Annotated in this window: 21 protein-coding genes; 12 read left to right on the forward strand and 9 right to left on the reverse strand. The window is 64.3% G+C overall.

Annotated features, from left to right (window positions below; translation table 11 throughout):
* Window positions 1-45 precede the first annotated feature (45 nt).
* Window positions 46-603, forward strand: a complete 558-nt coding sequence (locus D9V28_RS13900; protein WP_121660347.1) for a CGNR zinc finger domain-containing protein — start codon at window positions 46-48, stop codon at window positions 601-603.
* Between the two features lie 188 nt (window positions 604-791).
* On the opposite strand, the gene D9V28_RS13905 is transcribed toward D9V28_RS13900, so the two are convergent.
* Entirely contained in the window at window positions 792-1,646 is an 855-nt protein-coding gene (locus D9V28_RS13905) for a helix-turn-helix domain-containing protein (RefSeq protein WP_121660348.1), read from the reverse strand.
* A 169-nt stretch (window positions 1,647-1,815) separates the two neighbouring features.
* Here D9V28_RS13905 and D9V28_RS13910 point away from each other — a divergent pair, with 169 nt between their 5' ends.
* The 6 genes from D9V28_RS13910 (at window position 1,816) to D9V28_RS13935 (ending at window position 7,557) form a co-directional block, all read left to right on the forward strand.
* Window positions 1,816-2,526 carry a hypothetical protein gene (locus D9V28_RS13910; RefSeq protein ID WP_121660349.1) on the forward strand — a complete coding sequence of 237 codons (711 nt, stop codon included), beginning with the start codon at window positions 1,816-1,818 and terminating at the stop codon, window positions 2,524-2,526.
* Window positions 2,527-2,545: 19 nt separating this feature from the next.
* A complete protein-coding gene (locus D9V28_RS13915; RefSeq protein ID WP_121660350.1) occupies window positions 2,546-3,214 on the forward strand; it encodes a hypothetical protein in 669 nt (222 codons plus the stop codon).
* Between the two features lie 154 nt (window positions 3,215-3,368).
* Window positions 3,369-3,770 (forward strand): VOC family protein, encoded by a 402-nt coding sequence (locus tag D9V28_RS13920; RefSeq protein ID WP_121660351.1) that lies wholly within the window; start codon window positions 3,369-3,371, stop codon window positions 3,768-3,770.
* Window positions 3,771-3,814: 44 nt separating this feature from the next.
* A complete protein-coding gene (locus D9V28_RS13925) occupies window positions 3,815-4,591 on the forward strand; it encodes an alpha/beta fold hydrolase (RefSeq protein ID WP_121660352.1) in 777 nt (258 codons plus the stop codon).
* A 93-nt stretch (window positions 4,592-4,684) separates the two neighbouring features.
* Window positions 4,685-6,736: a TPM domain-containing protein gene (locus D9V28_RS13930; RefSeq protein ID WP_121660353.1), complete on the forward strand. Its 2,052-nt coding sequence runs from the start codon at window positions 4,685-4,687 to the stop codon at window positions 6,734-6,736.
* Between the two features lie 38 nt (window positions 6,737-6,774).
* Entirely contained in the window at window positions 6,775-7,557 is a 783-nt protein-coding gene (locus D9V28_RS13935; RefSeq protein WP_121660354.1) for a PspA/IM30 family protein, read from the forward strand.
* A gap of 232 nt (window positions 7,558-7,789) precedes the next feature.
* On the opposite strand, the gene D9V28_RS13940 is transcribed toward D9V28_RS13935, so the two are convergent.
* The gene (locus D9V28_RS13940) at window positions 7,790-8,536 is read right to left on the reverse strand and encodes a gamma-glutamyl-gamma-aminobutyrate hydrolase family protein (RefSeq protein WP_121660355.1); all 747 of its coding nucleotides are present in this window, start codon (window positions 8,534-8,536) and stop codon (window positions 7,790-7,792) included.
* 129 nt (window positions 8,537-8,665) lie between these two features.
* Here D9V28_RS13940 and D9V28_RS13945 point away from each other — a divergent pair, with 129 nt between their 5' ends.
* Genes D9V28_RS13945 through D9V28_RS13960 form a run of 4 tightly spaced genes read left to right on the forward strand, consistent with a single transcriptional unit; the run spans window position 8,666 to window position 12,398 of the window.
* Complete coding sequence (locus D9V28_RS13945; protein WP_121660356.1) at window positions 8,666-9,481, forward strand: arginase family protein; 816 nt, start codon at window positions 8,666-8,668, stop codon at window positions 9,479-9,481.
* Between the two features lie 38 nt (window positions 9,482-9,519).
* On the forward strand, window positions 9,520-10,938 hold the full coding sequence (locus D9V28_RS13950; protein WP_121660357.1) for a dihydrolipoyl dehydrogenase family protein: 1,419 nt from the start codon (window positions 9,520-9,522) through the stop codon (window positions 10,936-10,938).
* A gap of 20 nt (window positions 10,939-10,958) precedes the next feature.
* On the forward strand, window positions 10,959-11,342 hold the full coding sequence (locus tag D9V28_RS13955) for a Fe-S oxidoreductase (RefSeq protein ID WP_121660432.1): 384 nt from the start codon (window positions 10,959-10,961) through the stop codon (window positions 11,340-11,342).
* A 24-nt stretch (window positions 11,343-11,366) separates the two neighbouring features.
* On the forward strand, window positions 11,367-12,398 hold the full coding sequence (locus D9V28_RS13960) for an LLM class flavin-dependent oxidoreductase (RefSeq protein WP_121660358.1): 1,032 nt from the start codon (window positions 11,367-11,369) through the stop codon (window positions 12,396-12,398).
* Here D9V28_RS13960 and D9V28_RS13965 read toward each other — a convergent pair.
* The 4 genes from D9V28_RS13965 to D9V28_RS13980 all read right to left on the reverse strand — a co-directional run bounded on the left by D9V28_RS13965 (window position 12,391) and on the right by D9V28_RS13980 (window position 15,647).
* The gene (locus D9V28_RS13965) at window positions 12,391-13,317 is read right to left on the reverse strand and encodes an alpha/beta hydrolase (RefSeq protein WP_183086542.1); all 927 of its coding nucleotides are present in this window, start codon (window positions 13,315-13,317) and stop codon (window positions 12,391-12,393) included. The two genes, D9V28_RS13960 and D9V28_RS13965, sit on opposite strands and share 8 nt — an antisense overlap.
* Before the next feature lie 34 nt (window positions 13,318-13,351).
* Entirely contained in the window at window positions 13,352-14,182 is an 831-nt protein-coding gene (locus D9V28_RS13970; RefSeq protein ID WP_121660360.1) for an aldo/keto reductase, read from the reverse strand.
* A 107-nt stretch (window positions 14,183-14,289) separates the two neighbouring features.
* The gene (locus D9V28_RS13975) at window positions 14,290-14,853 is read right to left on the reverse strand and encodes a hypothetical protein (RefSeq protein WP_121660361.1); all 564 of its coding nucleotides are present in this window, start codon (window positions 14,851-14,853) and stop codon (window positions 14,290-14,292) included.
* Window positions 14,850-15,647 (reverse strand): hypothetical protein, encoded by a 798-nt coding sequence (locus D9V28_RS13980; protein WP_121660362.1) that lies wholly within the window; start codon window positions 15,645-15,647, stop codon window positions 14,850-14,852. Before D9V28_RS13980 ends, D9V28_RS13975 begins: the two co-directional genes overlap by 4 nt.
* 241 nt (window positions 15,648-15,888) lie before the next feature.
* Between D9V28_RS13980 and D9V28_RS13985 the strand changes: the two genes are divergently transcribed.
* A complete protein-coding gene (locus D9V28_RS13985; RefSeq protein WP_121660363.1) occupies window positions 15,889-17,733 on the forward strand; it encodes a DUF222 domain-containing protein in 1,845 nt (614 codons plus the stop codon).
* Between the two features lie 87 nt (window positions 17,734-17,820).
* Here the strand turns inward: D9V28_RS13985 and D9V28_RS13990 are convergent, their stop codons facing one another.
* From D9V28_RS13990 to D9V28_RS14000, 3 genes are all read right to left on the reverse strand, one after another.
* Window positions 17,821-18,294 carry an SIP domain-containing protein gene (locus tag D9V28_RS13990; protein WP_121660364.1) on the reverse strand — a complete coding sequence of 158 codons (474 nt, stop codon included), beginning with the start codon at window positions 18,292-18,294 and terminating at the stop codon, window positions 17,821-17,823.
* An 88-nt stretch (window positions 18,295-18,382) separates the two neighbouring features.
* Window positions 18,383-18,853 carry a carboxymuconolactone decarboxylase family protein gene (locus D9V28_RS13995; RefSeq protein ID WP_121660365.1) on the reverse strand — a complete coding sequence of 157 codons (471 nt, stop codon included), beginning with the start codon at window positions 18,851-18,853 and terminating at the stop codon, window positions 18,383-18,385.
* Window positions 18,854-18,907: 54 nt separating this feature from the next.
* Complete coding sequence (locus D9V28_RS14000) at window positions 18,908-20,341, reverse strand: amidase (RefSeq protein WP_121660366.1); 1,434 nt, start codon at window positions 20,339-20,341, stop codon at window positions 18,908-18,910.
* Window positions 20,342-20,418: the final 77 nt, after the last annotated feature.

Here is a 20,418-nt window from a genome sequence, read left to right on the forward strand (position 1 = left end):
TTATTTCCCTACCATCGTTTACGCAATGGTAGTTATTGTTGGTCTATGTCAACGTCTTCCCCCGTCACCCCGGCTCCAGGCGAGCTCGAGTTCGTGCGGGCGTTTGTGAACACGCTGGACATCGAGGCGGGCACCGACCAGTTGCAGGATCTCGCGTCCTGGAGAACCTGGGCGGACAAGCACAACATCGACGGTCACGCGTCGAGGGAAGAACTCCAGTTCGCGCGCCGCCTTCGCGAGTCGCTCCGGGACGGCATGCTGGCCAATCACGACAGATTGCCGCTGCCCGGCGCAACTGTCGACGCACTGAACGAGGCGGCAGATCGTGCTAATGCCGGGGTGCGGTTCGCCCCGGACGGCGCCCGGGTGCTCACGTCCGGCACGGGCATGAACGCCGTTCTTGGCCGGTTGGTATCCGTGCTCTCCGCGGCGATGAACGATGGAACGTGGACGCGCCTCAAGGCGTGTGCCGCAGACGACTGCCGGTGGGCTTTCTACGATTCGTCCAGGTCCAGGACCGGCCAGTGGTGCTCGATGAGCATCTGCGGCAACCGCGCGAAGCAAGCACGGTGGCGGCAGCAGTCCGGCGGATCGGCCGGGTGAGGCACTGGCGCTGATGGCACAGGCTCGCTTCGCACACGAGCAGAGCCTCACCATGAGGTCTTTCCCGTTTCACAAACGGCGAGGAGAACGAGCGCAGCAATGACAGCGCAGAGCGCCGCGGCAAATTTCGGGCCGGTGGTCAGCCAAAGCTGAATTGCAGCACGGCAACCAGCGGCTGCACTGGCTGGTCACGATGTAACCGGGTGGTGCGAAACGGCAAGCGCTGATGGGCGTGAGTCACCAAGCATTTCTAAGGTGAGCTCTGGTGTAAATCCCGCGAGTGAATGGAAGTCGTGAACGAGGTGCATTTGGTCGTGATAACCGGAATCGATGGCGATCTTGAGCCATGATCGATCCGGGCACTCGACCCGAGCGTCGAGGGCTCCCTGGAAGCGAGCCACCCGCGCGAATCTTTTGGGCGGGACCCCTATTTCGCGGAGGAATCCCCTTTCAAGCTGACGCACGCTGAGGTGCATTCGTGATGCCAGGTCAGCCACACCGATTCGGCCTTCCTCCAGAGACAACAGAGACGCAGCAGTCGTACTCGTTGTATCGCTGTGTTGTGACTCGAGATAGGAAAGGAGGAACGTCTCGGCGGCGCGCACCCGATCGGTGAAATCTGGATTCTCCGCGAGAATGTGCCAGAGCGAGACGACCGGCTTCCCGAGGACGTCAGCAGCATCATGGTGACGTTCGGCGACGGCGCTTGGCAACAACCGAAACAGGGACCAGGCGGCAACCGGCTGGAGAAAAATCGCGAAAGAATTTACCGTCCCCTCGAATAACAAACTGGTTCCACCGTGCGTGTGCGGCCCGACCAACTCGAGCGGACGAACCTGCTCGTAGCCTCCACTCGGTGAACGCACGTTCAGCCGGTCGGCAAATTCAAAATGAATGACCGTTTCCAGGAACGCAGGCATGGGTTGCGCGTCGAACAGGCCGGTCGCGGTGCGCTGCGCGAAAGCGCGCACGAAAGGCCGAAGGACGGGAGTCGCCTGGGCCGACTGCACCGTACGCACCGGCACGAGTTCCGTGAGATCCACAACGTGTCGCCTTTCTACTAGGCGGTTCAGGTTGGGCAGTCGAGATGATGTGTCTGCACGAATTGTGATTGATGAGTCCGGGAAACGCAATGCTCACGGGCTCACAACAGTCAGAGCGCTACCGGGCCCCGCACAACTAGCGATCCGGATTTCATGAAGGGACTGTGCAATGTCGAACGACACACCGCAATTGGGCCGCGATCAGGATGCGATTGGCGACGAACTGAGCATCCGCGAGCGAAGGACATTTCCCGACGTCTCCGGGGACGAATCGCTCTACCGCCGACTCAACGACACTATCTCGGTCATGACAGCGAGCGGCCGTGACGCCGACGAAACTTATCACGCCACTTTGCACAGCAATCAGGGCGACGATGAGTTTGCCAATCTCGTGTTCAAGACTTTGGATGCTCTCGACGAAACCGCATATGTCGAGCGCTGGGCACTCGTTCAACTTGCGATCGACCTTGAGAACCCTCTCGCTGGCGACTACCTTGCCGAGCTTGTGCGACGACCGATCCCGGCAGAACAGGCGGAGGACCCTGGCCACGGCATCAGCACAGTCACTGAGGAGGTCATCCTCCGAACAACAGCTATCGAGGGACTCGCTCGATTGCTGCGGCACGATGTCGACACCACTGAACTCTTACTCGAAACCATCGCCTCAGCAGATTTCGTCGCCATGCGCCGGGCCGCATGGTTCGCCCTGGCTGAGAGCGGGCGCGATGACGTCATTGAACGAGCGCGGGCGATACTCACCGATCGCGACGAGATTTGGATTGCGAACCTCCGACGAACCCCGGTCAGAGAGGCCGAACAACACGATCCGCGGCTCATCGATCCGCCTCGTGGAGGCCTCCCCGCCCCGTTTGACGAATAACCAGGACAAGGAGAGAACCATGGCAATTTGCGACGTGACAGTTCCGGACAAGGCAGCGTCAGGTGACGCTTTCTACGGCGCTTCCATCTGCAGTCAGGTGTATGTCGATTACTTCTGGCCGACATACCGATTCGAGGGCAATAAGAGCTTCTGGACCGGCGGGTTCGGGTGGGAAGACTGCTGCAACACCGACCTTCCTCTCGCCCGCGCGTTCAACGCATGCTACGCACTGACCTATTCAGCCACAGATTACCTGAACGATGACTATGCCGGAGCATGCTTGAACTGGGCGCGGCGGTACGTGCGCGAACACATCGACAACCTCCGTGCCAAGTGCGCTAACGGAACCTACGTGGCCTACAACTCCGGCGGCACCGTTGAGCTCTACTCACCGTTCTTCTATTCAAAGCACGTTCCCGGTCGAGCCGAAACCCTGCTTCACGAAGCGCGTCACGATGCGCTGTCTCACAATGCAAAATTCCCTAAGGGCTCGACCTTCGGCGAAGGCAAGGATGGCGCGGATTCCAACTGGGCGTACAACGGAGCGTGGATGTATGGCGCCCTGTATTTGTGGTGGTACTACGCGGAAGGCGCCCGCACAACAAGCGCGCTGCGGGAGCTCGCCCGGCAGCGTGCAAACGTCGTGATCGATGGCGCATTCGCAGAGCACCCCGGGTATTCCATCTGATACCGCCACACCTCGGACCCGCGACCGCACGCGGCTGAGCCCTCCGCGCCGATCGACCCGCACAGGGCTGACCTGAAATGCCACTCTTAGGGCAAACGTGAACACCAAGTCCTCACCATCACCGGGCGGGAGTCATCTCTGTATGCTGTGCGGCATGGCAGCGCTGCAGATCTATCTCACGTTCCCCGGCACGACGCGCGAAGCGCTGGGCTTCTACGCCGATGTTTTTGGCGGAGAACTTTCTTTGCACACTTACCAGGACTTCGGCCGCACCGATGGCGGGCCGAACTCCATCGCTCACGGAACGCTCGACGGCCCGGTCCCGCTTGCCGGTTCCGATGCGGCACCCGGTGAGAAAACTGTCCGGCTTGAGGGCATCAGGCTCTCGTTGCTCGGAACCGCCGAGCCGAACATTCTCCACGAGTGGTTCGACGGCCTGGCGGTCGGAGGCCAGGTTCTCGACCCGCTCGCGCCAAAGCCGTGGGGCGCATCGGACGGCCAGGTTCTCGATCGCTACGGGCTGCACTGGCTCATCGGATACGAACCCGCCTCCTGAGCGGCGCCGCCGAGGATGTAGCGAAAAAGAGAGGATGTCGACGTATGGAAATCCGCATCCGCGGAGTGCGGATCTCTTACACCGAACACGGGCAGGGCCTGCCGCTCATTGCGCTTCACGGCGCCGGTGTTGACCATCGTGATATCGAAGCCGGACTCGAGCCGATGCTCCCGGCCGGATACCGGCGCATCTACCCCGATCTCCCCGGCATGGGGAGAACGACCGCCGACGGCCTCGGCAGCAACAACGACGTCGTCACGCTACTGAGCGACTTTCTCGACGAGGTCAGCGACGAGCCTGTGTTACTCGTCGGCCATTCATACGGTGCATACCTCGCCCGCGCACTCGCCGCTCGGCGCCCAGACAAAGTGCGCGGCCTCGCCCTACTCTGCCCCTTCGCCGACGGGCTTCGGAGCGTGCCGGAGCAACACGCTGTGCGCTCAGACGAGAACACGTACGACGAACTTGAACCGGAGTCTCGCGCCGGCTTCGACGAATACTTTGTTGTGCGGACTTCGGCGACCGCCCGTCGTTATCGAGACTCAGTGGAACCCGGAACTCGCCTGGTCGATGAGGCTGCGCTTCAACGCATCTTCGCCGGATGGACGCTCGATTTCGGTGATACTCGGTATTCCCGCCCGGCACTGATCGTCGCGGGACGGCAGGATTCGACTGTGGGGTTTCTGAGCGCAACCGACCTGCTCGAGCAGTACCCGAACGGCACCCTGGCCGTGCTCGACGGAGCCGGTCACGCGCTCGTTCATGAGCAACCCGAGCTTGTGGCCGCGCTGCTCGACGACTGGCTGAATCGCACAGCTTAGAGGACGCGTGGCTACCGTGTCGCTCTCTGGACTCCCTCAGCGTCGCGACAATAGACTCGCACCGTACTGTGAACCTCAACAGAAGGTGGGCCGATGCGGGCACGCTCGATCTGGGGCGCCGTGGCACTCGCTGTCGCCGTCACCCTGGGAATCCCTGCCGCGGCATTCGCCGCAGAACCCGTCACTCTGGAGAGTTCAAGGGTTCTCGACGACTCAGGAGTCCTGGATGCCAGCGGCGTCGCGTCGATCGAGGACGCGGTCGATGAACTCCGATCGGAAACCGGCGCTGACCTCTGGGTCGTCTACGTCGACACCTTCGAGAATCCCAGCGACGCGGCTGAATGGGCGAACACCACCGCGCAAACCAACGGACTCGGTCCGAACCAGTACCTCCTCGCCGTTGCGACAGAGGGACGAACCTACTACCTCTCGGGCGACTCGAGCGGGCCGGTCACCGACGAACAGCTCGGCGAGATCGAGCAGCAACTGGTCCTTCCGCAGCTGCAGAGCGACAACTGGGCCGGCGCCGGGATAGCGGCGGCACAGGGACTGACCAACGCCATTTCGGGAGAGGATGTCGCAAGCTCTCCGGGCGACGGCGGAGGGGTATCGAGTGGCACCGTCTGGATTGTCCTTCTCGTTATTGTCGCGATCGCCATAATCCTCGTTATCGCCCTGATGCGGCGTCGCAAAAAGGCTGCAGCTGTCGACCCGCGCGCTGGCGAACCTGCCGAGCTCGCTGCCGTCTCGACCGAGGACCTCGGGCGTCAGGCCGGAAGCGCACTGATCGAGACCGACGACGCCGTTCGCACGAGCGAGCAGGAACTCGGCTTCGCGATCGCCCAGTACGGCGAAGAGTCGGCAACCACGTTTCGCGGGGCCATCACGACAGCCAAAGCCACCCTCTCTCAGGCCTTCACCATCCAGCAGCGGCTGGACGACGCCGAGCCAGACACCGAGCAGCAGGTGCGCGCCTGGAATGCCGAGATCATCCAGCTCTGCACCGACGCGAACGCCACGCTCGATCAAGAAGCAGCGGCATTCGACGAGCTGCGACAGATTGAAAAGAATGCACCGGATGCCGTCGTGCGGCTTCGCACCGAACTCGGGCGCGTTTCCGGCCGAACGGCCCCAGCCGAGGCGACACTTTCCCGCTTATCCGGCACCTACAGTGCTGCCGCTCTCGGTGCCGTCGCCGACAACGTCGCCGAAGCCGAGGAACGACTCCGGTTCGCCTCGACCGGCCTCGACGCTGCCGAGCAGGACCTCGCCGCAGGTGACCTGTCGTCCGCGGCAGTCGACATCCGTGCCGCTGAAGATTCGATCGAGCAGGCCGGGATTCTCCTCGACGCCATCGACCACGCAGCCGCAGATCTGCAGACAGCTGAGCAATCCATCCGCGCGCTGAGCACCGAGTTGCAGAATGACCTGCAGCTTGCCCAGTCGCAGCCGGACCCCGAGGGATCGCTCGCCAATGTGATCGGTGCGACGGAGGGAATCCTGGCCGAGATCGAGGCTGACCGCGCACAGGGCACGTACTCCCCGGCCGAGATGGTGCAGCGGCTCCAGGCCGCGAACGCGACTATCGACAGCGTGCTTCAGCATGTCCGCGATGCAGAGGCGCAGAAGCGGCACGCCGAGACTCTGCTGGGGCAGTCGCTGTCGAGCGCCCAGGCACAGGTCGCCGCCGCCGAGGAGTACCTCACCGCCCGGCGCGGTGCCGTCGGTGCCGAAGCCCGCACCAGGCTGGCCGAAGCGGGACGCAACCTGGTCCTCGCCACCCAGCTGCAGGCATCCGACTCGGTATCGGCTCTTGCCTATGCACAGCGAGCCAATGACCTGGCCCGGCAGTCCATGCAGTACGCCCAGAATGACGTGAGCGGGTTCTCGAACTCGTACGGGCTGGACGGAATGATGGGTGGCGGGCGCGGGTCAAGCGACGGGTCGATGGGCGCGATCCTCGGCGGCATCCTCATCGGGCAGGTGCTCGGCGGCGGGGGCGGTGGCATGTTCGGCGGAGGCGGACGCTCAAGCGGCGGCTTCGGCGGAATGGGCGGCTTCGGCGGAGGTCGCTCGAGCGGACGCAGCGCGGGAAGTTTCGGCGGGAGCGGCTCACGCTCCAGGCGAGGTGGCGGCCGGTTTTAGGGCTGCCGTATTACATCAACCGATCGGAAGGAAGAACAATGACCAAGCAGTCAATCTTCGGGCGCATTGCCCAGCTGGCGAAGGCGAACATCAACGCGCTCATCGACCAGGCGGAAGACCCGCAGCTCATGCTCGACCAGATGGTGCGCGACTACACCAACAGCATCGCCGACGCTGAGAGCGCCATTGCCGAGACGATCGGAAACCTGCGCCTGCTCGAGGAAGACCACGCCGAAGACGTTCGGGCCGCAAGCGACTGGGGCAACAAGGCGCTCGCCGCGAGCCGCAAGGCAGACGAGTACCGCACGGCGGGCAACGCAGGCGACGCAGACAAGTTCGACAACCTCGCCAAGGTTGCCCTGCAGCGCCAGATCACCTCGGAGAACGAGGCGAAGATGGCCGAGCCGCAGATCGCGTCGCAGACCCAGGTTGTTGACCAGCTCAAGAACGGTCTCAATGGCATGAAGGGCAAGCTCGAGCAGCTCAAGTCGAAGCGCAGCGAGCTCATCGCCCGCTCGAAGACCGCCGAGGCGCAGAAGAAGGTCGCCGATGCTGTGAAGAGCATCGACATTATGGACCCCACAAGCGAGGTCAGCCGGTTCGAAGACAAGATTCGCCGCGAGGAGGCCAAGGTTCGCGGCCAGCAGGAGCTCGCCGCGTCGAGCCTCGACGCCCAGTTCGAGTCGCTCGAGGACATCGGCGAACTGACCGAGGTCGAGGCGCGCCTCGCCGCGCTGAAGTCGGGCGGTTCCCCCGCCGTCTCGTCGACACCGAGCGCGCCAGCTGTGACGCAGGGCGCTCCGTACACGCCGGGTGAGTAGCCGAGCGTTGTAGCCAGCCGCTTTACAGGACATCGCACGTTTATCAGGCAGTTTCTTGAAACTTTGACCTGATAAACGTGCGATGTCCTGTTTTACGTTCGGGGCGGCATTCGTTCTCACGACGGAATAAGGAAAACACGCCCAGACAAGGACGCGGGAGCACATCTCGTCCTTATCTCGGCCCGTTTTCCTTACACCCGGCCGAGCGGATGCTGCGGGGCGCGCACGCAGGTCAGGAGCGCTGCAGCACTGCCCGGGTCTCGGCGGCGAGCGCGTCGAGCAGCACGCGTAGCTGGCCGGTCGGCGCCAGCAGCGCCTCCGGGTGCCACTGCACACCGGTGATCGGAAGCGACTCGTGCTCGATCGCCTCGATGTGCCCATCGTGAGCCCAGCCGACGGCGGTGAGGCCTGAGCCGAGCTTGTCGACAACCTGGTGGTGAGCGCTCTGCACGAGCACGTGTTCGCGCCCGAACCGCTCGGCCAGGCGCGAACCCCGCTCGAGCGAAACCGGGTGCTCGATGAGTGCGTACTCGACCGGAAGGTCGATCACCCGGTGTCCTGGCGCTTCAACGTGTTGCAGCAGTGTGCCTCCGAGGGCAACGTTGATGACCTGGTGGCCGCGGCAAATGCCGAGCACCGGAACATGCCGTTCGGCCGCGCGGCGCACGAGTTCGATCTGCGCGGCGTCGGCAACCTCAAAGTGGTAACCCTCGCCCTCGTAACCGCGTTCGCCGTCGTAGAACTGCGGGTCGATGTCTTCGCCGCCCATCACAACAATGGCGTCGGCCGCATCGGCTGCGTCGAGCAGACCATCCACGCCGAGGTCGGCGGCGGACAGCTGGGTGACGTCCCACCCTGTCGCTCGGGCTTCGTTTGCAGCGCGGTCAATCATGGTGCGGACGTACGCGTCGTACTCGGGGGCGTTCTCGCGGCGAGTGGTGACCTCGACAACAACGAGGCGCGCAGCGGCATCAACCATCGCGGGCCTCCTTTTCATCGTGTCTTCCATTGTGCCCTGCCCAGCTGGAAAACAGCGCCGCGGCCCGAAACAGCGCGCAACACACGGAAGCACTCCCCCAAACCCGGTCGGCTGCCGGATACTAAGGGGATGGCGACGTTTATGGTTGTGCCCGCGTGGCAGGGTTCCGGTTCCTCCCGAGCGATGCGGTTGATCGACGGGGCTGACGCGATCCGCGGTGACCTGCCGGCGTCGGCGACCGTCTCGGTCGATGTGCCGGTTGAGGCCGGCGAGTCGCTCGAAACCGGTGTGAACCGGTTGTCGTCGCTCACCGTCATCCGTGAACGCCAGCTGGCTGCACTTCGAGCGGCGACCGCCCCTGTCATCACGATCGGCGGGGGCTGCTCCGTCGAGCTCGCCGCCGTCGAACATGCCACTGCGAACGGGAACGTCTGCCTGCTCTGGATTGACGCCCACCCCGACCTCAATGCTCCAGACGGATCACCGTCAGGATCGTTCGACGGCATGGTGCTTCGGTCCCTGCTCGGTGAGGGCATCCCCCAGCTCGCATCGACAGCTCCACTGCCCCCGGCGAATGTCGTGATCCTCGGGGCCCGCGCGATCGACGATGCCGAGCAGCCCGTTCTCGACGATCGATCAATACGGATGCTGTCTGTCGACGAATGGACACCGGCGAACGTCATCGAGGCGGTGCGGGACTCAGGCGCAGCCAAGGTGTACATCCACATCGACCTCGACGTGCTCGACCCCGCCGACATCGCCGGGACCTCGTGGGCAGAACCGTTCGGCCTCCCGGCGGCCCACCTCGTCGATCTCATCGGAGCCGTTCGCGCCGAATTCGAGCTTGCCGGCGCCGGGATCTGCGGCTTCGCCCCGTCGAGTGTCGAGCGAGCCGTCGACGACCTCGGCACGATCCTGCGAATCCTCGGGGCGCTCGCGCGTTGACATTCCGCAGCACCACTCGCGACCGCTAGCCTCGGGTCATGACTGTGCAGTATGACCTCATCGTGCTCGGAGCTGGACCCGTCGGAGAGAATGTCGCCGATGCAGCGACCGCGGCCGGGCTGACCTGTGTGGTGGTCGAAAGTGAACTCGTCGGAGGCGACTGCTCGTTCTGGGCCTGCGTTCCGTCGAAGGCCCTGCTGCGTCCGCCGTCGGCGCGCGACGCCGCACGAAGGGTGGACGGCGCGAAACAAGCCGTGTCGGGGCCACTCGACGTCGCGGCCGTCTTGGCCCGTCGCGACTCGTTCGTGAGTGACTGGGACGACTCGGGTTCGCTCCCATGGCTTGAGAGCGTCGGCATCGACCTCGTGCGCGGCCACGGCCGCATCACCGGCGAGCGCAGGGTCGAGGTGACAACGGCGGACGGCGAAACCGTTGTGCTCGAAGCAAACCACGCGGTCGCCGTCTGCACGGGGTCGGCCGCGCGGGTTCCAAACATACCCGGGCTCGCCGACGCGCAGGCATGGACGAGCCGCGACGCCACGAGCGTGCAGAACGTGCCGGCGTCGCTGGCCATTCTCGGCGGAGGCGTTGTTGCCGCGGAGATGGCCACGGCGTTTGTTGCCCTCGGCTCGGCCGTGACGGTGATCGCGCGAAGCGGACTGCTGGCCGGACTCGAGGACTTCGCCGGTGAAGCGGTCGGCAAACGGCTGCGCTCCGACGGAGCGACAATCCTGGGCGACTCACCGGTCAGCGTGAACCGAACGGGCTCGGGTAAGGTGTCGATCGAGCTCGATTCAGGCGACACGGTGACCGCAGCGGAGCTTCTCGTGGCGACGGGTCGCACTCCGCGCACAACTGACATTGGGCTCGAGTCGATCGGACTGACTCCCGGCGACTGGCTCTCGGTCGATGACTCCCTCCGCGTCGACGGCGTCGACTGGCTCTACGCCGTCGGAGACGTCAACTCCCGCGTCCTGCTCACCCACCAGGGCAAGTACCAGGGCCGTGCGGCTGGCCGGGCGATCGCCGCCCGCGTGAGCGCCCCGAAAACGCAAGCCGAACCGTGGGGCGACCTGGCGGCATCCGCTGATCATGAACGTGTGCCGTTCGTCATCTTCAGTGAGCCGCAGGTGGCGAGTGTTGGACTGACGGCCGAGGCCGCCGCTGGGGCCGGTTACCGCACCCGGGTGGTGGATTACGACCTCGGAGCTGTGTCTGGAGCAGGGCTGCACGCCGACGGCTATGAGGGCTTCGCTCGCATGGTCGTCGACGAGGATCGAGGAGTGGTGATCGGTGTCACGTTTGTCGGAGCGGATGTCGCTGAACTGCTGCACGCGGCGACCATTGCCGTTGTCGGTGAGGTTCCGCTCACCCGGCTGTGGCACGCGGTGCCGGCCTTCCCGACCATGAGTGAGATCTGGCTTCGGCTGCTCGAGACCTACCGGGCCGGGGAGTAAGGGCCGTGCTGATCGATTCGATGCTCAGCCGCGCCGGCTACCTCTACGCGACGGCCGTCGGTTTCACCTGGGGTGCGATCTGGTCGACCGGGAGGATCCGGAGAAGGAACGGACTGTTTGTGTTCACGGGAATGCCGCACTGGACCTTCGGTCGAGGTGGATCCTGCGTCGGCGGGTGCTACCTGACCAACCGGAACGTGTCGAGTGACGTGCTCGAGCACGAGGCCGTGCACAAGCGGCAGTGGCAGCGGTACGGGATGCTGTTTCCGATTCTCTATTTCTTCGCCGGTCGTGATCCGCTCAGAAACCGGTTCGAGATTGAGGCCGGCCTCGAGAAGGGTGGCTATATTCGGCCGTCCGGCGGGAGCGGGCGCTCCCGAATCGCTGCGTCTGGGAATGATTGAGACCTCCGGAGTGTATTCATAAGCATGCAATTAGGCGTGTACAGCTTCGGCGATATCTCAACTGACCCCGCGACCGGACGGCTCGGCTCGCCCGGGCAACAGCTGAAAGAAACGCTCGAGCGCATCCGCCTGGCCGATGAGCTGGGGCTCGACTGGTTCGGCATCGGCGAGCACCACCGGCCCGAGTACTCGATCAGCTCACCGGCGACGGTGCTTGCGGCCGCCGCATCGGTCACCCAGAACATTCGCCTGTCGAGCGCCGTCACCGTTTTGTCGACCGAGGATCCGGTGCGGGTGTTCCAGCAGTTCTCGACGATCGACCTGCTGAGCGGCGGGCGGGTCGAAATCGCCGCAGGGCGCGGCTCGTTCATCGAGTCGTTCCCGCTGTTCGGCGCGAACCTCGCCGACTATGACGCGCTCTATGAGGAGAAGCTGCAGCTGCTGCTCGAGCTCAACTCGGCCGAGCGGGTGACCTGGGAAGGTCGGTTCCGGCCGGCGTTGAACGATGCGCTCATCCTCCCACGACCGCACGGCGAGAAGCTCGACATCTGGATCGCCACCGGCGGCAACCCGGAGTCATCCATGCGAGCCGGTTACCTGGGTTTGCCAATCAACTACGCCATCATCGGTGGATACCCTGAGCAGTTTGCTCCGCTCGCCAAGCTGTATCGCGAGGCGGGAGCGGCGGCCGGCCACGTGGCATCCGACCTCAGAGTTGCCGTCTCAGGACCAGGGTTTCTCGCGAAAACGAGCCAGGAGGCGAAGGACACCTTTTACCCGTACTGGCGCACATCGATGACGGCAATCGCGTCGGAGCGCGGGTTCACTGCGCCGAGTCGGCTGGGTTTCGACTCGCAGACCGCCAGACGCGGGGCAATTTTCGCCGGCAGCCCGAACGAGGTCGCCGACAAGATGATCGCGCTGCACGGCCACCTTGCCTACGATCGGCACGCGTTGCAGATGGACTGGGCTGGCCTGCCGCACGCCCGGGTGATGACGTCGATCGAGCTGCTGGCCACCGAGGTGCTCCCGCAGGTGCGGGCAGAACTCAGCTGATCCCGCCGGAGAGCAGCCGCCCGAGCCACGTCGTTCGAGCTGTGCGGGACTGGCGCGAGACCGGGGCCAACGGCTCGACGCCGTCGAAGCCGTGGTAGCCGCCCTCCCAAACGTGCAGTTCGGTTGGAACTCCTGCAGCCCAGAGCCGAGACGCGAACGACACGATGTCGTCGCGGAACACTTCGGCGCTGCCCGAGTCGAGGAAGGTCGGAGGGAGCGCGTCGAGCCGCTCGTGCTGCCCGGCTGGCCCGATGCCCGTGTGCTGCTCTGCCTTGCCCTGCGCGGCGCGCCACGCCGTTGCGTTGCTGATCCTGCTCCACAGCGGGTCGGACTCGAACTGCAGCATTGACGTGGTGTCACTTGCCGGGTGGAGCATTGGGCAGATCAGGAGCTGGCCGGCCAGGCGTCCCCCTGTCCTGTCCCTGTCGAGCAGCGTGACGGCGGCGGCGAGTCCGCCTCCCGCACTCTGGCCCGCGATCACCACTGGCCCGCTTCCGGCCGAGAGGGCGGCGTCGACCGCTGTGAGGCATTGCTCGACGGCGTCGGCGAATCGGGTGCTCGGGGCGAGACCGTACTCGACAGTCCAGACCTCGACCGAAAGCGCAGCGGCTGGCTCGAGCACGACGTCGAGTCCGTCGGCGCGGCAGCCGGCGATCAGCCCGCCCCCGTGCAGGAACACGATCGTGCCGGAGCGTTCCTTCGCCACAGAACCCCGCGGCCACAGTCGGGTGACCTCGACGCCGCCCTCGAGGCTGAGGTCCTCCCACTCCATGCCGAAGGTGTTCGCGAGCGTCGCCAGCTCGGGCGCGCGCCTCTCGGCGAGCTGCCGATAAGGCTCGATCTCGGCTGGCCCGAGGTCGGTGAGAAGTTCGGCCTTCAACCGTTCAAAGCTGTCGCGAAGGTCTGCTGATACGGCCAACCGTGTTACGTCCGTTCCTTGTTCGCTTCGCATGTCAGTCGAGCTCATCTGGGTTGCGTCCGGTGCGCTCACCGGATTCGAGGGTGGCAATGCTGGCCAGATCGGCGTCATCCAGTTCGAAACCGAAGACGTCGATGTTCGCCGCGATGCGCTCGGGGGTCACCGACTTCGGCAGAACCACGTTGCCGAGCTGCACGTGCCAGCGCAGCACGACCTGCGCAGCACTGACGCCGTGCTTGTCAGCGATCGCGTCGAGGGTGGGATTCCCGAGGACGCGCCCGCGGGCGAGCGGTGACCATGCTTCAGTACGGATGCCATGGGCTGAGTGAAACTCCTGCGTCGCCTTCTGAGGCAGCCAGGGATGCAACTCGATCTGGTTGACCACGGGAACGGTTTCTGTCTCGTTGACGAGACGCTCGAGGTGGTGTGGGTGAAAGTTGCTCACACCGATCGAGCGCACCCGACCTTCCGACTGCAAGCGCTCGAGGGCACGCCAGGTGTCGACGTACAGGTCCTGCGCCGGGGCGGGCCAGTGGATGAGGTAAAGGTCGAGGTAGTCGAGTCCGAGCAGGTCCATGCTGGTGTCGAACGCCCGGAGTGTGCTGTCGAAGCCCTGGTCGGAGTTCCACACCTTGGTGGTCACGAAGACCTCTTCGCGCGGAAGGTTCGAACGGCGGATTCCCTCCCCCACCCCGGCCTCGTTGGCGTAGAGCGTCGCCGTGTCGATGTGACGATAGCCGGCCTCGAGAGCCGTGCTGACGGCATCCGCTGTTCTCTCACGAGGAATTTTGTATACACCGAATCCGACCTGTGGAATGGTGTGGCCGTCGGAGAGGCCGAGCGCAGGGGCAGTGCGGAAATCCATTGCTCCATTATGGACGGGATCGAGGGGTTCGAGGTGGCGTGTTGCCTCACTCATGCAGCGGAGCGGCGCTTTCCCTGACCTCAATCGTTCGACCGGAGGCGCTGGGCTCAGCCAGACTCCGACGCGGGATAGACGAAGACGTCCACCGAGTTGCCGCGGTAGTGAAACCGGATGATGCTCCCGTCCGGGAGTCCCTCGAGGTAGTCGTTCCCCAGAACGGGCCACGCGCCGATGTCGGCAAAAAGATCAACGCCCGGCGGCACGCAGTTGGCCCCGTCGACCATTCGTGTCGAACGTTCGACGACCATGAGGCAGTGCTGCCCCTGTTTTTCCACGGAAAACCAAGGTTCGAACCCCCGATACTGTTCGTAGCCGCGGACGCTGGAGCGGTCGACGTCCGCTCCGAGGAACCCGAGCAACGAGAGCACGACGGTGTCTGGTGAATCCGTGATCAGACGCAGTGTGGCATCCGGATGTGGCGCAACCAGCCAGGCCACGGAGTTCACCAGAACGAGAAAAATCGCGAGCGTGCCAGCCAGGAAAAAACTCCGACGAGCTCGAGTCGCGGTGAGACGTTGCCACGGCGACCTCGACGTTCCGCCTGGCGGCACCGCGGGCCCGGTGCCCGCTGCCGGTCGATCAGCACCCGATGGGGACGGGGACCCACTCATTGGTCGCCCTCCGGCATCAGATGTACGTACGCATTCACAGTGTCACCACGAAGCATGAACCGGACGATGCCGTCGCCGACCCGCCCGTCGAATCCTTCGAACCCGTCACCCGATGATGAGACATCCATGATGAGGTCTGCTGCCGGCGGAGCGCAGCGCGACTCCGAGAGGGTGTTCTCCGCCCGGAGCACCGCCAGGAGGCACCGCGAGCCGAAGGCGTTGACCCCGGACCAAATGTCGAGACCGAGATACGAGCCGTACGCACGAAGCGTCGAGGGGTCGATTTCGAACTGGGCAGCTTGCTCGACCACAAGCCTGCGGACCACGCTATTGGCCTCGGTGTCGGTCGAGCGGAGGATAACGTCGGGACGCGGTACGAGAATGAGCAGGAGAACCGCAGCGATCCCGCTCGCTGCGACGATTGCGCCAACCGACCAGGCCAGACGACTCCTCCGCGTCGCCGTGGCGCGGGCGAGGAGCGAACGCAACCAGCCATTCTTTTTCGGGGGCGCTGTCGACGCTGACGCCAACGACGACGACTCTTCGGTTGGCTGCGGCATCAGCTGAACGCCCGCTGGCTCGTTGCGTGCAGCCCTCAAGCTCGGAGCGACGTTCGCACCGGCGGCCCGATCACCCGCAGAGGCAACCGCCCGACGCCTGGCGTCAGCACGGTGTGCCGCCTCGAGCTCGCGTAACCTCGCGAGAGCCGCAGGATCGGAACCGATGTCTGGGTCCCGACCATACGCACGACGGCGTAGTTCATCGAACTCGCGGTCGGCCCCAGAATGGTGCATGGAGCCTTCCATAGCCCGAAAGTACACCCGCCGGCCTGGCGAGTCTAGGCGGGACCGCCGGGCGAAATTCCGGCAAATCTGCGGCCACTCCCTCCGGGCGGTCGCGCAAGTTACGCCGTGCCGCAGATGGACGATTGTGTGTGTTTTCCCTGCCCTTCCCAGAAAGTCCTCCACAGGCGCGAATTTGACATAGTTTCGAACAAAGCTTCTAATTCCGATGCTTGCTTGGTAAAATTTGAGCATGGCCCACGTATCGGAGCAGATCCGGCGAATCGCACAGGACATGTGTGATCGGATCGCTTCGCTTGAGTCCCATTCGTCGTCGCTCGGGTCGAACGCCACCGGCCCGGGCGCTGTGCCTCCGTTGTCGCTTCTCGTCGACAGGGCCACCGACGCTGACCTTGAACATCTGCTGCGTGAGGCATCACGATTGCGCTCCGAAGCAGACGCTGTTGTCGCCGCGACCGCCGGCGTTGTGGCGAAACGGTCCGTCCGCGACCTGGGCTACTCCGGCCTCGCGAAACGAAACGGCGACCACAACGCCGTCGATATGGTGCAACGGTTGACCGGCTCAACCCGGGTAGAAGCCGCCCGGCAGGTGAAGCTGGGCGAAGCAATGGGCGAGGCTGACGCCGCCACCCACCCGACCGGTAACAGCACTGACCTACTTCACGAGCCCGAAACCGGCAGCTCTATTGAGCCGTCACGGCCGACACCGGAGGCGCCGTGGCACGAACCGCTGACGCGGGCGGTGCGTAACAGGCTGTTGAAGCCGGAGGCCGTCACCATCATCATGCGCGGGCTCGGAGAACCGAACGAGCGCGTGAGCGTCGAAGACCTCCGCCTCTCCGCTGAACAAATTTTGGACGATGCGGCCGGGGTGAACGCCGACGAACTCGGCCGGCGAGCACGGCTCATCCGCGACCAGATCGACCCCGTCGGGGTGCGTTTGCGGTGGGACCAGCACTTCGAGAACCGCAAATGGCGGTTCAGCCGCTCCGCTGAAGGCGTCCGCACCGCCTGGGTGGAGTTCGATGACGAATCCGCCGCGTTCATCGACCAACTCGTTGGCGTCGGAATGAGACCCCGCCGCGGCGGCCCGCGCATGGTCGACCCCGCTGAAGCCGAACGGGCCAAGCAACTCCTCGATGACCCCCGCAGTAACGACCAACTCGTCTTCGACCTGATCATGGCCACCCTGAAAGCTGGCGTCGAAGCCGACCCGACGGTCGCGTTCGGTTCCCGCCAGCCAGGCGTCCGCATCGTGATCACCGAAGAACAGTTTCACAGGCGCGACGCCGACGGCCGCCTCACCGGAACCGGGTTCAATGAAGACACAGGCGAAGCGATCCCAGGCAACATCATCGAACGCAATATCTGCACCTCCGGTACGCGGCTGGTCACCGTCGACGAACACAACAACCCGCTCGACGTCGGCCGCGAAGAACGCTGCTTCACCACAAAACAACGCGTCGGTCTCGCCATCCGAGACGGCGGCTGCGTCTTCGAAGACTGCACGAAACCACCGTCATACACCGAAGCACATCACATCAATGAATGGGCTGCCGACAACGGCCTCACTGACATCGCCGACGGAGTGCTCCTCTGCCACGAGGACCACCTGCTCGTTCATAACAACGGATGGAAGATCATCCGCGAGGGCAGCAACTATTTCGCAATCCCACCCGCGAGCGTTGACCCCGAACAAAAACCCCGACCGATCCGCAGCAAGTCCACCCTCAAGCAACCTCCGCCGAAGGCGCTGCAAGCCCGCGCCGCTGAGAACCGGCAAACGCCGCCCGACCCTGCGGGAGCAGCAGGACCGCCCGTCGACCCAACGACGGTGCCGGAGAAGCCACCATCAGGTGAAGCAATGGAAGCGGAAGAACTGATCACGCGCACGCCACCTCCGCTGCCGCCGAGGCAGGCACCGGGCTCACCACCAGGGCCGTCAGCCCCGTCAGGATCATCGCGACCTGCCAACCGTGGCCGATCACCGGAATCTGAGCCGCATGGACGTCGTCGCGAATCGAACTATCGGGTCTTGGACAGCTGGTACGTCCCGCCCGAGAAGCCCAGCCCGTAACCGCATCAGCGCGTCGAACCGGCGCCCGACGATGCGTTGGACCGCTGCCCAACGGTGCGTTGAACAAGAACCCGACGAAGAGTGCTTCTACCGGGAAACGCCGAGGCGGTATGCGGGCGGAGTCTGAATCACGTCAGCAGCCACACCCAGAGACGTCGTGAGGTAGTCGTGGGCCTCAGCAACACCGCGGTAGTGACCACCGAGCCAGATGTGGGCTTCTTCGGGGTCCGCGCACAGCATCTCTGCAGCCCACGCGCGAATCGCACGGGAGAATGCCTCACCCTGAGCGCAGCTCGCACCGGAACCCGGAGCGCCCGAACGACGGGAACGCGGAAGCCAGGTGACAGTCATGCGCGGAGGAACGTCGAGTAAGCCGATCTCGTCTTCCGACTCAACCTCGACAAACACCCGGCCCGTCGCACAGAGGGGAAGCGTCGACAGAACCGCCTCGAGCTCAGGTAGAGCGGATTCGTCCCCGCCAATCAGAAATTGAACTCGGTGCTTGTGGTTCGCTTCATTCACTTTGTGACCCGAGTGGTCTGAGCGGGGCTGTATCGTCATGTCCCTCTCAGTATAGGCAAGCCTTACCTCAACCACTAGGCGAGGACCCGATCGCCCAGCCCGCTCCCAGAAGGGACACCTCGTCGACCTATTCGGCTGGCACCGGATCGACGAGATACCGGCTGGTGACGGCGATGCGATTGAACGCATTGATCGAGACGATCACCCAGGAGAGCGCGGCAAACTCCGTCTCGGAGAAAACCTCGCGCGCCGCGGCATAGACCTCGTCGGAAACATGCCCATCCGAAACCAGTGTCATCGCCTCACAGAGCGCGAGCGCCGCACGCTCGCGCTCCGAGTACAACCCGGCCTCCCGCCAGGCAGACAGCACCGTCATTCGCTCCGGCGTCTCACCGAGCGACAGGGCCTTCTTCGTGTGAACCCGCAAACAATAGGCGCAGGCATTGATCTGCGACGCTCGCATCTGCACAAGCTCAGACAGCAGCGGCTCGATGCCGTTATCCCTGGCGATCTGGCCGACCTCTGTGGATAGCGCCGCAAGCTTCTCGTAGGCCGACGGAAAAGTCTTGGAGAGGTGAACTCGCGCGGCTGTGCTCATCTGTCCATCATGATGCAGGAACCTCGGGCTGTCACACCGACGCACCCGCCGAGGTCAGCGATTCGCGACAGCCGGGCTGCGGTGCTGCCAGTGAATCCGGCGCTCAAGCTGCGCTGCGACCGACAACAGCGTCGATTCGCCTCCCGGCCGACCAATCAGCTGCACCCCCATGGGTAGCCCTTCTGCGGTTTCGAAAACCGGCAGAGTGATCGCCGGCAACCCAGCCACGTTGACGAACGACGTGAAGGGTGAGTAGTCCACCTGCTGCCAGAAATTTTGCTCCGGATCCTCAAGATTGTACGAGCCAACCGGCCGCGGAGTCTGCCCGAGCGAGGGCGAGACCACAACATCGAACCGTGAGAACTGCGAGATGACGTTGCGCTCGAACCCGCTAAGAATTCCGAGCGTCTCCGTGACCTCCCACGCCCCGAGTGCGCGCCCCGCGCGAACCAGCTCAGCCGTCACCGGCTCAAGCAACTGCAGGTTGTCGTCAGAAACGGGTATCCCAGCCGCTGAGATCTGCCAGAGCTTTCTAAATGCGTCCGGGTAGACACCGTCATGCACGAGCACAACGTCCTCGAGACCGTGGCCGATGGATGCCAGTTGCCCAAGGGCAATGTCGAGGGCAGCGGATGCTTCTGGCGCGATGACAATATCCCTCGCGCCATCAAATGGACTGTTTCGCAGCACACCGATGTTGAATCGCCCCTCCCCCCGCACAGCGGCTCCGAGCAGGTCACCGTCATTCTCATCAGGAGCACGAAGGGCGAAGTGGTGATCGATTCGCCCGTTTCGCCGCGCAATCATGGCATCAAGGAGCAAGGCGGCATCCGTCACGCTTCGTGCAATCGGGCCCTTCACGGCCAGCCCGCCAACCGAATCGACGCCGGAACCCGATGGAACAAGTCCACGAGATGGCTTGATTCCGACGAGACCACACGCAGCTGCGGGGATCCGAATGGAGCCTCCGCCGTCGCTGCCTGGCGCAAACGGGAGCAGTCTGGCGGCGACCGCAGCGGCGGCTCCCCCGCTCGACCCTCCGGCCCCGAGGGCCGGGTCCCATGGGTTCCGAGCCGGTGGAGCGACGAGCGACTCCGTGTAGCCATACATCCCGAACTCGGGAGTGTTCGTTTTGCCGAGGCTGACAACGCCGGCGCCGTCGAGAACATCGACGATTTCGTCCGAACGCGCGGCAACGGTCCCGATGAAGGCCCGCGACCCGTAACCGGTCTGCACTCCTCGACGAGAGGTGAGGTCCTTCTCGGCGATCGGCAGTCCCCACAGCGGACTCGTGCGAGAGACCAGCGACTCCAGATTCCCTGCTCGTCTCCTCGCAGCGTCCCCCGTCACCGTCACAAAAGCGCCGAGTTCAGGGTTCAGCCGCTCGATGCGCGCCAGGTAATGCTCGGTCAGGTCGGAGGGCGAGAACTCGCCGCGCTGAAGCGCCAGCCACTGATCGAGCGCGCTCAGCTCATGCATTTCAGTCACGCAACGAGCTTAAGCCGCCAATTCGAAAACTTTTGCTTGACAAATTCGTCTCGAGGATGTTGGTTAGTTACTGCACC

This window comes from Mycetocola zhadangensis (assembly GCF_003668565.1).
Classification (GTDB): Bacteria; Actinomycetota; Actinomycetes; order Actinomycetales; family Microbacteriaceae; genus Mycetocola_A; species Mycetocola_A zhadangensis.

Coding starts and splice junctions, on each gene's coding strand:
- D9V28_RS13900 (WP_121660347.1), top strand. CDS start 46: ATGTCAACGTCTTCCCCCGTCACCCCGGCTCCAGGCGAGCTCGAGTTC.
- D9V28_RS13910 (WP_121660349.1), top strand. CDS start 1,816: ATGTCGAACGACACACCGCAATTGGGCCGCGATCAGGATGCGATTGGC.
- D9V28_RS13915 (WP_121660350.1), top strand. CDS start 2,546: ATGGCAATTTGCGACGTGACAGTTCCGGACAAGGCAGCGTCAGGTGAC.
- D9V28_RS13920 (WP_121660351.1), top strand. CDS start 3,369: ATGGCAGCGCTGCAGATCTATCTCACGTTCCCCGGCACGACGCGCGAA.
- D9V28_RS13925 (WP_121660352.1), top strand. CDS start 3,815: ATGGAAATCCGCATCCGCGGAGTGCGGATCTCTTACACCGAACACGGG.
- D9V28_RS13930 (WP_121660353.1), top strand. CDS start 4,685: ATGCGGGCACGCTCGATCTGGGGCGCCGTGGCACTCGCTGTCGCCGTC.
- D9V28_RS13935 (WP_121660354.1), top strand. CDS start 6,775: ATGACCAAGCAGTCAATCTTCGGGCGCATTGCCCAGCTGGCGAAGGCG.
- D9V28_RS13940 (WP_121660355.1), bottom strand. CDS start 8,536: ATGGTTGATGCCGCTGCGCGCCTCGTTGTTGTCGAGGTCACCACTCGC.
- D9V28_RS13945 (WP_121660356.1), top strand. CDS start 8,666: ATGGCGACGTTTATGGTTGTGCCCGCGTGGCAGGGTTCCGGTTCCTCC.
- D9V28_RS13950 (WP_121660357.1), top strand. CDS start 9,520: ATGACTGTGCAGTATGACCTCATCGTGCTCGGAGCTGGACCCGTCGGA.
- D9V28_RS13955 (WP_121660432.1), top strand. CDS start 10,959: ATGCTCAGCCGCGCCGGCTACCTCTACGCGACGGCCGTCGGTTTCACC.
- D9V28_RS13960 (WP_121660358.1), top strand. CDS start 11,367: ATGCAATTAGGCGTGTACAGCTTCGGCGATATCTCAACTGACCCCGCG.
- D9V28_RS13970 (WP_121660360.1), bottom strand. CDS start 14,182: ATGGATTTCCGCACTGCCCCTGCGCTCGGCCTCTCCGACGGCCACACC.
- D9V28_RS13975 (WP_121660361.1), bottom strand. CDS start 14,853: ATGAGTGGGTCCCCGTCCCCATCGGGTGCTGATCGACCGGCAGCGGGC.
- D9V28_RS13980 (WP_121660362.1), bottom strand. CDS start 15,647: ATGCACCATTCTGGGGCCGACCGCGAGTTCGATGAACTACGCCGTCGT.
- D9V28_RS13985 (WP_121660363.1), top strand. CDS start 15,889: ATGGCCCACGTATCGGAGCAGATCCGGCGAATCGCACAGGACATGTGT.
- D9V28_RS13990 (WP_121660364.1), bottom strand. CDS start 18,294: ATGACGATACAGCCCCGCTCAGACCACTCGGGTCACAAAGTGAATGAA.
- D9V28_RS13995 (WP_121660365.1), bottom strand. CDS start 18,853: ATGAGCACAGCCGCGCGAGTTCACCTCTCCAAGACTTTTCCGTCGGCC.